The sequence below is a fragment of the Sanguibacter sp. Leaf3 genome, assembly GCF_001425965.1.
GTDB classification, from domain to species: Bacteria; Actinomycetota; Actinomycetes; order Actinomycetales; family Cellulomonadaceae; genus Sanguibacter; species Sanguibacter inulinus.
Map to the genome: position 1 here is coordinate 1,287,387 of NZ_LMRH01000002.1, position 14,299 is coordinate 1,301,685.

General features: G+C 66.9%; 12 protein-coding genes. 2 read left to right on the plus strand and 10 right to left on the minus strand.

Going from position 1 to position 14,299, the window contains the following annotated elements:
• Nucleotides 1–13: 13 nt before the first annotated feature.
• The 9 genes from ASG53_RS13145 to ASG53_RS13180 form a co-directional block, all read right to left on the minus strand.
• Nucleotides 14–523, minus strand: coding sequence for a hypothetical protein (locus tag ASG53_RS13145; RefSeq protein WP_056133747.1), 510 nt, complete (start codon nucleotides 521–523; stop codon nucleotides 14–16).
• Between the two features lie 106 nt (nucleotides 524–629).
• The gene (locus ASG53_RS20630) at nucleotides 630–866 is read right to left on the minus strand and encodes a type II toxin-antitoxin system PemK/MazF family toxin (RefSeq protein ID WP_327286735.1); all 237 of its coding nucleotides are present in this window, start codon (nucleotides 864–866) and stop codon (nucleotides 630–632) included.
• A 351-nt stretch (nucleotides 867–1,217) separates the two neighbouring features.
• On the minus strand, nucleotides 1,218–2,924 hold the full coding sequence (locus ASG53_RS19545; RefSeq protein ID WP_156382788.1) for an AIPR family protein: 1,707 nt from the start codon (nucleotides 2,922–2,924) through the stop codon (nucleotides 1,218–1,220).
• A gap of 179 nt (nucleotides 2,925–3,103) precedes the next feature.
• Nucleotides 3,104–3,919 (minus strand): TrmH family RNA methyltransferase, encoded by an 816-nt coding sequence (locus ASG53_RS13155; RefSeq protein ID WP_056133749.1) that lies wholly within the window; start codon nucleotides 3,917–3,919, stop codon nucleotides 3,104–3,106.
• Between the two features lie 130 nt (nucleotides 3,920–4,049).
• Nucleotides 4,050–6,065 carry an ABC transporter ATP-binding protein gene (locus ASG53_RS13160; protein ID WP_082544029.1) on the minus strand — a complete coding sequence of 672 codons (2,016 nt, stop codon included), beginning with the start codon at nucleotides 6,063–6,065 and terminating at the stop codon, nucleotides 4,050–4,052.
• Nucleotides 6,062–7,795, minus strand: coding sequence for an ABC transporter ATP-binding protein (locus ASG53_RS13165; protein WP_056134329.1), 1,734 nt, complete (start codon nucleotides 7,793–7,795; stop codon nucleotides 6,062–6,064). The genes ASG53_RS13160 and ASG53_RS13165 overlap by 4 nt, the downstream gene beginning before the upstream one ends.
• Before the next feature lie 203 nt (nucleotides 7,796–7,998).
• Nucleotides 7,999–9,273 (minus strand): SPFH domain-containing protein, encoded by a 1,275-nt coding sequence (locus tag ASG53_RS13170; protein ID WP_056133752.1) that lies wholly within the window; start codon nucleotides 9,271–9,273, stop codon nucleotides 7,999–8,001.
• Between the two features lie 77 nt (nucleotides 9,274–9,350).
• Nucleotides 9,351–9,815, minus strand: a complete 465-nt coding sequence (locus tag ASG53_RS13175; RefSeq protein WP_056133755.1) for an NfeD family protein — start codon at nucleotides 9,813–9,815, stop codon at nucleotides 9,351–9,353.
• A 109-nt stretch (nucleotides 9,816–9,924) separates the two neighbouring features.
• A complete protein-coding gene (locus tag ASG53_RS13180) occupies nucleotides 9,925–10,743 on the minus strand; it encodes an ABC transporter ATP-binding protein (RefSeq protein ID WP_056134332.1) in 819 nt (272 codons plus the stop codon).
• A 134-nt stretch (nucleotides 10,744–10,877) separates the two neighbouring features.
• Here ASG53_RS13180 and ASG53_RS13185 point away from each other — a divergent pair, with 134 nt between their 5' ends.
• Entirely contained in the window at nucleotides 10,878–11,696 is an 819-nt protein-coding gene (locus tag ASG53_RS13185) for a hypothetical protein (protein WP_235533923.1), read from the plus strand.
• Nucleotides 11,697–11,708: 12 nt separating this feature from the next.
• Here the strand turns inward: ASG53_RS13185 and glgA are convergent, their stop codons facing one another.
• Nucleotides 11,709–12,938, minus strand: a complete 1,230-nt coding sequence (glgA, locus tag ASG53_RS13190; protein WP_056134335.1) for a glycogen synthase — start codon at nucleotides 12,936–12,938, stop codon at nucleotides 11,709–11,711.
• Nucleotides 12,939–12,996: 58 nt separating this feature from the next.
• On the opposite strand from glgA, the gene ASG53_RS13195 reads away from it, so the two are divergent.
• Nucleotides 12,997–14,235 (plus strand): glucose-1-phosphate adenylyltransferase, encoded by a 1,239-nt coding sequence (locus tag ASG53_RS13195; RefSeq protein WP_056133761.1) that lies wholly within the window; start codon nucleotides 12,997–12,999, stop codon nucleotides 14,233–14,235.
• Nucleotides 14,236–14,299: the final 64 nt, after the last annotated feature.

A 14,299-nucleotide genomic window follows, 5' to 3' on the forward strand; every position in this document is an offset into this window, starting at 1 on the left:
GGATGGTGGGGCGCTAGCTGGCGAGGACACGACCGCACTGCTCGATGAAGTCTTCCAAGGTCTCGACCTGGTCCGAGGTCATCGACGCCCGGCGTTCGTCGATCTCCGTGCGGGTCAGCTCGGAGACGATGACCGCCCCGGTGCGGCACACGCCGACCTTGCGGTTCTTGTCCCCAGCCTCGAAGGCCGCCATGAGGTCGTCGATGCCGCTGCCGTACATGTCGTCAGCCGTGACGTCCTTGAGGTCGTCGGGGACGAGCATGTCTTCGAGGTCGTCCGGGACGTCGGATGCGCTGTCGTCGGGGAGGGCCTCGGCGGGCGGCTCGATGACGTCGGGGGCGTCAGACGGGTCGGCTACGGACTCGGAAGGGCTCGGCTCGGGCGAGGCCGACGGGGACGCGGTAGCGCTCGGTGTTGCAGTGTCGACGGCGACCGGGGCCGAGTCCTTACGCGCCGACGAGGAGCAGCCAGAGACGACCAGGGTGAGGGCGAGCAGGCACGCTGCTGCGGTCTGGCGCTTCATGGTCGTGTGCTCTCCTCATGGGTCAGCGCCGGGAGTGGTCCGCGGTGCGTGAAGTCACGGTACCTCGCGGTGAAGCCGCGCTCTCTGCGAGCCACCTGTCGTGCGATCAGAGGAGACCAAGGACCAGGCGGAGAGACTCTTCGACATCGTCGAGCTCGGCCGCATCCAGTCGCCCAGCGAACTCACCAAACCGGACCTCCGCATTCGCGGCGCAGGTCTGCTCGACGAGCACCCGTGTCGTGACGTCGCCGACCACGATCGTCGGTAGAAAGAGGGCCGGAGCAGCGGACGTCGATATCGGCGCGACGAGGATCGTCGACAGGTTGAGCCTGTCCGACTGCACACCACAGCGTTACGAGCACCGCGCTGCTCCGGCCCCGTCGCATCCCGGGGCGCCTTCGACCTTGTAGACGTCACCTCGTACGTAGGGAGTCCATGTAAAGCGCAACCTCGGCCATCTCCACAAGATCTTCCGGGGTCTCCCGCAGCTCGTCTCCCTGAAGCGAGGCAAGAGCGAGGAGCATCCCACGTTCGGCAGACTCGATGGCCCACGCACTGCGACAGACCTGGACTTTCCGCCCATCTCCACGAGATGCTGAAGTGCACGATCGGTCTCTTCGTTGCTCCTGAAAACAAAAAGACAGGACTCAACCACCACTATGAACAAACTAGTTCCAGCGAAAGGTCAGAATTTCTAGGAGCCCATATGGCGGTTTACATGGACGGAGATGCTCTGGCACTTTGTTGCATTCTTAAACAAGCTTGTCACGTAATTACTCGCGTAACTTCTTTCGACGTGCTTGCTGAGAACATCCAGCGCCGAAGCCGTCAAGTTTGACACCTCGCCGATTAGGTCTTGCCAGACATCACTCTGAATCTCGGCCGACAAGTCGTGCTGGGATCGAACTTTTTGGAAGACGGCATGCGCGACCATTCTATTACCTTGCATTGCAACCGCTTTCTTTTTCCCCTGCGACACAGATCTTAGAGTGCCCAACTTTTTCTCGATGACGCGGTGGATCTGCACCGACTGCCACACTTCGAAAGCAGTTGTCGATGACCGAAATAGCTGGGGATAGTACCGACCGCGCCGATCTTCGAGCCGACCGACTGCACTTTTCGCGAGGACCGCAAAAGTGCTGTCGCTTTTCGCGCATGCAAGAGCAACAATAGCGTCAGCAACAGTACATCCATCTTGCGCCGCTGGCGTAACTTCTCCTCTCTTAAATACATAACGCTTCTTCAGCGAGAGCTGGAGGTCGTCCTGAAGGCGCTGCTGAGTCGGATCGAGCGAAAGAAAATCTCTGCCTTCAACGACATTCTGAGTGTTTGTCGCGCGAGTGACGTCCGTGGCGAACTGATCTGGGCAACCCTCAAGCGAAATCAGACGAATCCAGACGCGGACAGCTTCGAGGGCATCTGGGTCAGTCCTATAACGCTCCGCTAGGCTAGAAACGGTTTGTGCTCCGTTTACGACGCTCATACCTTTTACGACGAACTCGCCAGTTACACGTGAAGCACCTCCCTTCACAGTCTTACTTACCGAATCACAAAGAGCCGTCACGCCATTATTGAAGTACCAGAAATTCTCTGGCTCTGCGTCGACTGTCTCTAGCAATGCGGCGTTGACCGAAGTGAACCCTAGAGCCTTCCGAAGGTTGTCGTCGAATAGCCTTCCCCCATGCTCTAAGTACCAGCGAGCCACTGTGACGCCGTCAACAACGCCATAGAAGGCGCTATAGGGCTCGGTCAGAGCACCCCATCCTTCGAGTGTTAGGTCAAGGTCGATTTTCGCGGCAGCTCCACCTTCTCGCAGAATTTGATGCAGTTCCGCGAGTCCCAAAATTCTGATCTTTAGCATCTCGGAGATTTCGTTCATCTCCGCTAAAGCGTCATCAACAACATTCTGAACTGCTTCAGCGAGTTCGGACGGTCCGGTCATCGCGATTACGAGCGAGAACTTGACATCGGGATCGCTTAGAGCGTCCTCGACATCGGGCAGCACCGGCCCGAATTTGCTATTGAAACGATCAAAACGCTCTTCAGTCAAATCCCTCAGGCCGCTAACCGTCTTGTGCATATCTCCGACACCAATACTGCCCATGCCATCGTCATGCCATTTTGTCTGCACAACGTAGATAGTCTTTTCTCTCAAGTCGACGTACAGAGCGTCGATACCGTTGTCGTCGGTACCATCCGTCACATGTCGAGCCGCCGAATCTACCTCCAGATCGGCGACCACACTCTGCAACGCGAATGCAGCCAGCCCGCGTGTCTTGATGATCGCTTCCTTCGAGTTCGCGGAAGCGGCCGCCACGTCAGTCAGATCGAGGTGGACAGAATATCTCTCCTTGACAGCGTTAGCAATGTGGCTGACATGGATGCGCTTGATTGCCGTCAAAGTTGCCCCCAATATTGATTCGGCACGTTAATTCGGCCGAGAATGCCTGAGGCCCTCCAAACGGAGACCCATCTGTTGCGGGTCCACACTAGCGTCACAGGATGCGGTACGTCTATCCTCAATCCGCTCCTGCCCAGGTCCGAGAACAGTGGTATCGGTCGCCCGATTGCCGCTATGGACTACCGCGTCGCGTAGAACACCACAGCCGCGCTGGCCGCGACGTTGAGCGAGTCCACTCCCCCGGCCATCGGGATCTTCACCACCGAGTCCACAGCCTCCAACGTCTCCTGCGCCAGGCCGTGGCCCTCGGTGCCGAAGATGAACGCCGTCTTCTCGTTCTTCTGCTCCACGAACTCGTCGAGGGTGATCGAGTCGTCCGACAGCGCGAGCGCGGCGACCGTGAAACCGGCGGCCTGCAGCTCACCGATCCCCGACGGCCACGGGATCCGCGTCCACGGCACCTGGAACACCGTGCCCATGCTCACGCGCACGCTCCGCCGGTACAGCGGGTCCGAGCAGCGCGGGGTCACCAGCACCGCATCGACACCGAGCGCAGCAGCAGACCGGAACGCAGCACCAAGGTTCGTGTGGTCCACGACGTCTTCGAAGATCGCCACGCGTCGAGCCCCAGCACCGCCCCGCGCACCAGCGAGCAACTCCGCAACAGTCGGCTCGACCGGCCTGTGCATCGCCGCGAGCGCCCCGCGGTGCAGGTGGAACCCGGTGATGTCTTCCAGCAGCTTCGGCTCTCCGACGAAGACCGGTACGTCCGGCCACTCGGCGACGACGTCGGCCATCGACTCGACCCATTTCTCCGCCATGAAGAACGACCGCGGTCGCAGCCCGGCAGCCAGTGCGCGGCGGATGACGTTGGAGCTCTCCGCGATGAAGAGGCCCTTCTCAGGCTCGTGCTTGGAGCGCAGCACGATGTCCGTGAGGTTCGTGTAGTCGTCGAGGCGCGGGTCGGTCGAGTCGATAATCGGGATGAGAGGCACGAGACCATTCTCCCCGACGAGCGAGAGCGGTCGACCACCCCGCGACGGCTACGGGCGGCACCCCCGACCGAAGTCAGGAGCACCGCCCGATGTCGCTCAACCCGTCGTCAGACGTGGCACCGAAGCCGGATCAGTCCTCAGCCACAGCGAACTGGCTCTGGTACAGCCGCGCGTACGCCCCGCCAGCCTCGAGCAGCCCGTCGTGCGTCCCCTGCTCGACGATGTCCCCGTCTTCCATCACGAGGATCACGTCGGCATCGCGGATGGTCGACAGCCTGTGTGCGATGACAAAGCTCGTCCTCCCCTGGCGCAGGGCGTTCATGGCCTTCTGCACGAGCACCTCGGTGCGGGTGTCGACCGAGCTCGTGGCCTCGTCGAGGATGAGGATCGGCGGGTCGGCCAAGAACGCTCGTGCGATGGTGAGCAGCTGCTTCTCCCCCGCGCTGACGCTGCCGCCTTCGTCGTCGAGCACGGTCTCGTAGCCGTCGGGCAGCGACCTGACGAAGGAGTCGACGTGCGTCGCCACCGACGCCTCGAGCAGGCGCTCCTGGGAGACCTCGCCTGTCGCGCCGTAGCGGATGTTGTCGGCGATCGTGCCCTTGAACAGCCAGGTGTCCTGGAGCACCATGCCGATGCTGGACCGCAGCTCGTCGCGGGTCATGGTCGACGTGTCGACGCCGTCGAGGGTGATCCGCCCTCCGTCGACCTCGTAGAACCGCATGATGAGGTTGACCAGGGTCGTCTTGCCGGCCCCCGTCGGCCCCACGATCGCGACGGTCTGGCCGGGCTCGGCGACGATCGACAGGTCGGTGATGAGCGGCACGTCGGGCGAATAGCTGAACTTCACGTGCTCGAAGGCGACACGCCCCTCGACCTTGTCGACGTGCGCGGGCTGCGCAGGGTCCGGGGTCTGCTCCTCGGCATCCAGCAGGTCGAAGACTCTCTCGACGGACGCGACACCGGACTGCAGCAGGTTCATCATCGACGCGACCTGCGTGATCGGCTGCGTGAACTGGCGCGAGTACTGGATGAAGGCCTGCACGTCACCGAGGGTCATGGTCCCCGAGGCGACCCGCAGACCACCGACGACGGCGACGATCACGTAGTTGAGGTTGGCGATGAACCCCATCGCGGGCTGGATGATCCCGGAGATGAACTGCGCCTTGAAGCTCGACTCGTAGAGCCCCGCGTTCTCCTCCTCGAAGGTCTCGATCGCGGCCTGCTGGTGGCCGAAGACCTTGACGAGCGCGTGCCCGGAGTACATCTCCTCGATGTGCGCGTTGATCGTCCCTGTCGCCGCCCACTGCTTGATGAACTGCGGCTGGGACCGCTTCGCGATCATCGCGGTGACGAGCACCGACAGCGGGACGGTGACGAGCGCGACGACGGCCAGCAGCGGCGAGATCCAGAACATCATGGCGAGCACACCGATGATGGTCAGCACCGACGTGACGAGCTGGGACAGCGTCTGCTGGAGCGTCTGGGCCACGTTGTCGATGTCGTTGGTGACGCGGGAGAGCACCTCGCCGCGCTGCTGCTTGTCGAAGTACCCGAGCGGCAGCCGGTTGATCTTGGCCTCGACCTCGGCGCGCAGGCGCAGCACGGTGTTCTGGACGACGACAGCGGTGGTTCGGCCCTGCAGCCACCCGAAGAGGAACGCCCCGACATACACGGCGATCACGCCGATCAGCACGTTCCGCAGCGCCGTGGTGTCGAGCCCCTGCCCAGGCGTCACGGTCATGCCCGAGACGAGGTCCGCGAAGGTGTCGTTCCCCTCGGCCCTCAGCCCAGCCACGACCTCGGCCTGGGTGGCACCAGCAGGCAGCTGACGCCCGATGACACCTTCGAAGATGATGTTGGTCGCGTTGCCGAGCAGCTTGGGCCCGAGCACGGACAGCGTCACCGACACCACCGCGAGCACGGTCACGATCACGACGCGCATGCGCTCGACGCGCAGGTACCCCGCGAAGCGCTTGAGCGATCCCGTGAAGTTCATGGCCTTCTCGGTCGGCATCCCCATGCCGCCCATCGGACCGCCGGGACGGCCACGACCCGCGCGGGGGGTCTTGGGCGCCGTCGCGGCGGCGTCTGCCACGGGCTCTTCCATGCTCTTGCGGGCCGGGGCCCCCTCGGTGTTCGCGCTCATGCTGCTTCCTCCGCGGAGAGCTGGGAGAAGACGATCTCCTGGTAGGTCTGGCAGCTCTCGAGGAGCTCGTCGTGGGTGCCCTGGCCGACGATGCGCCCGTTGTCGAGCACGATGATCTTCTCGGCGGTGCGGATGGTCGCGACGCGCTGGGCGACGAGCAAGGTCGTCGCCCCTCGTGTCCGTGGGACCAGAGCGCGTCTCAGGGCGGCGTCCGTCGCGTAGTCGAGGGCCGAGAAGGAGTCGTCGAAGAGGTAGATCTTCGGGTCGCGGATCACGGCCCGGGCGATCGCGAGGCGCTGGCGCTGGCCTCCCGAGAAGTTCGTGCCGCCCTGGGCGACGGGCGTCTCGAGGCCCTGCGCGAGGTCTCGGACGAAGGTCGCCGCCTGGGCGACCTCGAGGGCGTCCCACATCTGCTCCTCGGTCGCGCCGGGCAGGCCGTAGGCGAGGTTCGAGGCGATGGTCCCCGAGAACAGGTACGGCTTCTGCGGCACCATGCCGATGTGCGCCCAGACGTCCTGCCCGGCGGCCTCGCGGACGTCGACGCCGTCGATGCGGACAGTCCCCCCGGTCGCGTCGAAGAGCCTCGGCACGAGGTTGATCAACGTCGTCTTGCCCGAGCCCGTCGAGCCGATGATGGCCGTGGTCTGCCCAGGCTCGGCGGTGAAGGTGATGTCGCTCAGCACAGGGTCCTGTGCGCCCGGGTAGCGGAACTCGACGTGGTCGAGCTCGACGCGCCCCGACACCTGGCCGATCGCGACAGGGTGGGCCGGCTCGACGACGCTCGAGTCGGTGTCGAGCACCTCCTTGATGCGCTCGGCCGAGACTGCGGCACGCGGGACCATCATGAAGATCATCGTCGACATCATCACGGCCATGAGGATGTACATGATGTAGCTGAGGTACGCCGTGAGGGCACCGATCTGCATCTCACCGGAGTCGATGCGCTGCGCACCGAACCACATGACCGAGACGCTCGACAGGTTCATCACGAGCATGACGACGGGGAACATGAGCGCCATGAGCTTGCCGACGCGCAGCGACGTGTCGTAGAGCTCGGTGTTGGCGACCTCGAAGCGATCCTCTTCGTGGCGCTCGCGCACGAAGGCGCGGATCACCCGGATGCCGGTGATCTGCTCGCGCAGGACCGAGTTGATCCGGTCGATGCGCTTCTGCATCTGCCGGAAGTACGGGACCATCCGCGAGATGATGATGCCCACGGTCACGCCGAGCACCGGGACGATCACCACGAGCAGGGCCGACAGCCCGACGTCTTCGCGCAGCGCCATGATGATGCCGCCGACGAGCATGATCGGTGCCATGACCATGATGGTCAGGCCGAGCATGACGACCATCTGGACCTGCTGGACGTCGTTGGTGGTCCGGGTGATGAGCGACGGCGCCCCGAAGCGGCCGACGTCCTGCCCGGAGAAGCTCTGGACCGTCGAGAAGAGCGAGGCGCGCACGTCGCGCCCGAAGCCCATCGCCGCGCGGGCACCGAAGTACACGGCCGTCACCGCGCAGACGATCTGCCCGAGGCTCACCACGAGCATGAGCGCGCCGATGCGGATGATGTAGCTGGTGTCGCCGGTCGTCACGCCCTTGTCGATGATGTCGGCGTTGAGGCTCGGCAGGTAGAGCGAGGCGATGGTCTGCACCAGCTGGAGCACCATCACGAGCACGAGCGCAGACCTGTAGGGCCTCAGGTGGGCCTTGAGCAGCTGGAGGAGCACAGACATCCTCGACTTTCCCGCGGAACGCCCGAGGGCCACGCCCCGGACTGACAGACGGTCAGTGTGCTGACCGTCTGTCAGCCTACGGTGCGTGGCCCTCGGTGTGCCTCGCAGAAGGTCCCGGTCCGCTCAGGGCGGAGGAGCCTGCGAGGCGTCGTGCGCTGCCCGCGCGTGGTCCCTGAGGTGCGCGCGGGCTGGACGGGTTACTGCTGCGGTGCTTGTCCGGGCGCCGTCGGAGGTGTCGGCGGAGCAGGCGGGGTCGCCGGCTTCTCGAGCGAGTCCGGGACGGGCGGCGCGAAGCGCGCTCCCCCACCCTCGGTCCCGAGCGTCCGGGGTGCCTGCTGCGGTGCGCCGTGCGACCCGGCGGGCTGCTGGCCGGCGGTCCGCGACGGGTCCGTCGGGGCACCCGAGTGCGTGCCGGCGCTCGTCGCGTCGGCCGTCGCGGCCTCGGCGAGGCGGCGTGCCTCGGCGAGGGCCTGGGTCGGGTCTTCGAGGGCAGACTGCAGGGGGCTGGCCGTCCTGTCGCGGCGGGGACGCGGGCTGTCGCCGTCGTCCCCACCCCGACCGCCTCCGTTGCCGGAGTCCCCGCCGTCACCGCCGAAGCCCTTGCTGATCGAGCCGAGAGCTGCCGTGAACTCTGTCGGGACGATCCACATCTTCGACGAGGTGCCGTTGGCGATCTGCGGGAGCATCTGCAGGTACTGGTAGGCCAGCAGCTCGGGCGACGCGTCACCCTCGTGGATGGCGTCGAAGACCTGGAGGATGGCGCGAGCCTCACCCTCGGCCGTGAGGATCGCCGCCTGGGCGCCACCCTCGGCGCGCAGGATCGCGGCCTGCTTCTCACCCTCGGCCGTGAGGATCTGCGACTGCTTGAAGCCCTCGGCCGTGAGGATCGCGGCACGACGGTCACGCTCGGCGCGCATCTGCTGCTCCATCGAGCCCTGGATGGACTGCGGCGGGTCGATCGACTTGAGCTCGACGCGGTTGACGCGGATGCCCCAGCGACCTGTCGCCTCGTCGAGCACCCCGCGCAGCTGACCGTTGATCTGGTCGCGGCTGGTGAGGGTCTGCTCGAGGTCCATGGACCCGATGACGTTGCGGAGCGTGGTGACGGTGAGCTGCTCGATCGCGGTGATGTAGTTGGCGATCTCGTAGACGGCCGACTTGGGGTCGGTCACCTGGAAGTACAGGACGGTGTCGATGCTCACCACGAGGTTGTCGGAGGTGATCACCGGCTGCGGCGGGAAGGACACGACCTGCTCGCGCAGGTCGACGCCGGCGCGGACCCTGTCGACGAAGGGGATGAGGAAGTGCAGACCGGCGTCCATCGTCCGGGAGTAGCGACCGAGCCGCTCGACGATGAGCGAGGCGGTCTGGGGGACGACCCGGACGGCACGCGCCAGGGCGATGATGAAGAACAGCGCGATGAGCGCTGCGATGACCAGGCCGATGACCTGGCCGCTGTTGCCATCGTTCATGAGGGTCCTCTCGAGGTGCGGTGTGTGGTCGGTCGACCGGCGCTGCCGTCGCAGGTGCTGGGCTCTGGGCCCGGACCTCAGAGGACGGGCGGCGCGCCGGGTGAGCTGTAGGGGGCCTCGACGGCGTCGACGACCGCCGTCGCCCCGTCGATCTTCACGACGCGGACGTCCGCGCCGACAGGGAAGGTGACGTCACCGAGGGACCGGGCGGTCCACACCTCGCCGAGGAGCTTGATGCGGCCAGACTCGTCGCTGACCTCAGAGACGACGGTCCCGGTGCGGCCCGCGAGCGCCGCGACGCCTGTCTCGACGAGGGGTGTGCGCTGCCGCAGGTACTTGAGCAGCCACGGCCGCAGGGCGAGGAGCAGCAGGGTCGACACGACGCCGAAGACGACGATCTGGCCGACCAGGCCGAGGCCCAGGGCGCTTGCGATACCTGCGGCGATCGCACCCCCGGCGAACATGATGAGGACGAGATCGAGAGAGACCATCTCGACGACCACGAGGAGCAGCGCTGCTCCGATCCACCAGTACCAGTCCATGGGTGCCTCCGCTCTGAGAAAGCCAAACCCGGCTTTGCCTAAACTTTACCCTATCCGGGTCGGTCTGGCATGTGCTGGGTAGGCCTAGCAGCGGGGAGAAGTCCCCTGCTCAGTCGGCGTGGCCCCCGGTGCGCACGGCCTCGACCTGGGCTGCGCGGGCGGCCCAACGGTCACCCGAGCGCGTCACCTCGAGCGGCAGCCCGAAGGCCTCGCTCAGGTGCTCGTCGGTGAGGACCTCGTCGATCGGTCCGGCGATGTGCACGCCGCCGTCACGCATGAGCATGACGTGGGTGAAGCCCGGCGGGATCTCCTCTACGTGGTGCGTGACGAGCACGAGGACGGGTGACTGCGGGTACGCGGCGAGCTCGGACAGCGCGCCGACGAGCTCTTCGCGGCCACCGAGGTCGAGTCCGGCGGCCGGCTCGTCGAGGAGCAGCAGCTCGGGGTCGGTCATGAGCGCGCGGGCGATCTGCACACGCTTGCGCTCGCCCTCGCTCAGCGTGCCGAAGCGGCGGTCGGCGAGGTGGTCGACGCCGAACACGGCGAGCAGGTCGCCCGCCCGCGCCACGTCGAGGTCTTCGTAGGACTCGCGCCAGCGGCCGGTCACGGCGTAGGCGGCGGTGAGGACGACGTCGGAGACGGTCTCGGAGGCGGGGATGCGGTCGGCGAGCGCTGCGCTGGCCAGGCCGATGCGCGGGCGGAGCTCGAAGACGTCGACCTTGCCGAGCTGGGTGTCGAGGATCTTGGCGACACCCTTCGTCGGGTGCATGCGCGCGGAGGCGATCTGCAGGAGGGTCGTCTTCCCGGCTCCGTTGCGGCCGAGGATCACCCACCGTTCGCCTTCGGCGATCTGCCACGACACGTCGTCGAGGATGTTCTTCTCACCGCGGCGGACAGAGACGTTCTCGAGGTCAAGCACCCAGGTCATGGTCACCGACCCTATCCGCATCCGGTGACAGTCGCCGACCGTGGCACGCCATGTCTGGCTGTGAGCGGCGTAGTTTGGTCGTCGTGACTTCGCTCTCTCCGCGCTCGTCGGCGCGTCCAGACCCGGGGGCGATCGTGCCCCGATCCGCTTCGCTCGCCCTGTGGTTGTGGGCCGTCTCGTCGACCGAGGAGGCTGCCGCAGCGGCCGGCACCGTCGTCGACGACGACGAGCCGCACCAGCTCGCCGGCGACGTGCCGGCAGGCCTCGACACCCCGACCGTGGGGAGCCTGTTCTCGGCGTGGGCCGGTCGGGTGCGCTCGGTGGCCGCGGTGTTCCCCGGGCCCGGCGACGCGATGGGCGTACCCGCCCCGGTGAGCGCGCGGGCCGTCGACGCCGAGGAGTGCGTCCTCGTGACTGTCGTCGCGGACGCCCCGCCTGCGCCGCTGGTGCCTGCGGGGCCGGACGCCCCCGAGGTCCTCGAGCACTGGGCCTTCGCCCCCGAGGTCGAGAGGTTCGGGTCGGACCTCGAACCCGGTCACCTCGTGACGTGGCACGGTGTGCGGGTCGACCCCTGGGAGCTGCGGACCGTCGGCGCCGTGGGGACGCTCGACGACGCGCAGCGTCAGCTCCGGCTGGGCCTGCGGGAGGCGACCGAGGCACTCATGGACCTCGACGTGTCGAGGTGGCGCGAAGACGCTGCCGGGATCATCGCGTCGCTGCGTGAGCCCGTCGACCTGCGGTCGGTCCTGCCGCGCGGGGTCGACGCGCGCCGCGCCGAGGTGTTCCAGTCGGCGGCCCGGCTGCGGGCCATCGTCGACCTCGCGACGATGGACGACGGCGGGGCCGTCAACCTGTGGCAGGCCGACCAGCGGTCGACAGCCCTGCGCGAGGTCGACCGCGCAGCCCGCCGCGCCATGTCGGCGGCGACGCTCCACGTCCCCGCCGACGACTGATCCTGCTCTGACCTACCGCGCCGCCCACTGCTCGAGGACGGTCTCGTAGACCGCGAGGGTGCGGTCGGCGATCGCGTCCCACGCGAAGTGGTCTTCGACCCGGCGGCGGGCGGCGACGCCCATCGCCGCGGCACGCTCCGGGTCGGTCACCACGTCGGTGAGCGCCCGGGCGAGGTCGCTGACGAAGGTCTCCGGGTCTGTCGGCGTCCCGGTGCCGTCCTGCACCTGGTCGATCGGCACGAGCAGCCCGGTGACGCCGTCGTCGACGACCTCGGGGATGCCGCCTGTCGCGCTGCCGACGACAGGGAGCCCGACGGCCATCGCCTCGAGGTTCACGATGCCCAGCGGCTCGTAGACCGACGGGCAGACGAAGACCGTCGACGCAGCGAGCACCGCGACGAGGTCGGGGCGCGAGAGCATCTCCTCGATCCAGACCACCCCGCTGCGCCGCGTCGAGAGCTCGGCCACGGCCGAGGACACCTCTTCGGCGATCTCGGGCGTGTCGGGCGCACCCGCGCAGAGGATCAGCTGGACGTCCTCCGGGAGACGCGCGGCAGCCTGCAGCAGGTACGGCAGGCCCTTCTGGCGGGTGATCCGGCCGACGAACACCACGGCCGGCCTGTCGGGGTCGATGCCGAGCGCACGGACGACAGAGTCGGCACGGACCGCCTCGTCACCCGTGGGACGGACCCATCCGTCGAGGTCGATGCCGTTGTGGACCACATGCACCTTGGCGGGGTCGACGTCCGGGTAGGAGCGCAAGATGTCCTCGCGCATCCCGGCGCTCACCGCGATGATGCCCGCGGCGCCCTCGTACGCGGTCTTCTCGGCCCAGCCGGAGAGCGCGTAGCCCCCGCCGAGCTGCTCGGCCTTCCACGGGCGCAACGGCTCGAGGGAGTGCGCGGAGAGCACGTGCGGCACCCCGTGCAGGAGACCCGCGAGGTGCCCGGCGAGGTTCGCGTACCAGGTGTGGGAGTGCACGAGATCGGCTCCGGCGACGTCGCCAGCCATCGCGAGGTCCACGCCGAAGGTCGCCAGCGCGGGGTTGACGTCGTCCAGACCGCCGGGGACGCCGTAGCCGGTCACTCCTTCCGGGGTGTCAGGGGCGGTCCGGGGACCGTCGAAGCAGCGGACGCGCACGTCGACGCGGCTGCGCAGCACGGCCGACAGCTCGGCGACGTGAACACCAGCCCCGCCATAGACGAACGGAGGGTACTCACGGGTCAACAGGTCGATTCTCACGGTCGACACGGTAGCGCTTCTGGGTGCATCTGGGGGCGCGCGGCTCTAAGGTCATGGCATGGCAGCCCCTAAAGTTCTCGCGATCGTCCTGGCCGGCGGCGAAGGCAACCGACTCAAGCCGCTGACGGCGCACCGCGCCAAGCCAGCTGTCCCCTTCGGCGGGATCTACAGGCTGGTCGACTTCGCGCTCTCGAACCTCGTCAACTCGCACTACCTGCACATCGTCGTGCTCACGCAGTACAAGTCCCACAGCCTGGACCGTCACATCTCCAAGACGTGGCGGATGTCAGCGCTGCTGGGCAACTACGTCGCACCCGTCCCCGCGCAGCAGCGTGTGGGCAAGCACTGGTACCTCGGCTCCGCCGACGCGATCTACCAGTGCCTCAACATCATCGAGGACGAGCGTCCTGACATCGTCGTCGTGGTCGGAGCAGACCACGTGTACCGCATGGACTTCTCCCAGATGGTGGACGCGCACATCGCCTCGGGCGCCGAGCTCACGGTCGCCGGCATCCGCCAGCCGATCGCCCTCGCGACCGAGTTCGGCGTGATCGACACCGACCCCGCCTCCCCCGACAAGATCCGCGCCTTCCTCGAGAAGCCGACCGACCCGGTCGGTCTCGCCGACTCCCCCGGTGAGATCCTCGCCTCGATGGGCAACTACGTCGTCAACGCCGACGCCCTCGTCGAGGCCGTCACCAAGGACGCCGACAACCTCGAGTCTCGCCACGACATGGGCGGCGACATCGTCCCGTACTTCGTCGACCGCGGCACGGCCGGCGTCTACGACTTCATCCGCAACGACGTGCCCGGCTCGACCGACCGCGACCGCGACTACTGGCGCGACGTCGGGACCATCGAGTCCTACTACGAGGCCAACAAAGACCTCATCGCCGTCACCCCGGTGTTCAACCTGTACAACCACGAGTGGCCGCTGCACACGGGCTACGTCGGGCTGCCGCCCGCCAAGTTCGTGCACGCCGGTGCTGGTCGTCTCGGGCACGCAGCCGACTCGATCGTCTCCCCAGGTGTGCTCATCTCCGGGGCGACCGTCGTCGGCTCTGTGCTGTCCCCCGGCGTCCACCTGCACTCCTGGGCCGCCGTGTCGGACAGCGTCCTGCTCGACGACGTCCAGGTGCACAGGCACGCGCAGGTCCACCGCGCGATCGTCGACAAGAACGTCATCATCAAGGAGCGCGCCCGCGTCGGCCTCAACGCCGAGGAGGACCGCGCCCGCGGCTTCACCGTCACCGACTCCGGCATCACCGTGGTCCCGAAGGGGTCGATCGTCGAGTAGGCGACTGCCTCCCCGAGAGCACCTCGCCGCGGCTCGCCCCGAGCCCGGCACCTGAGAGCCGCGT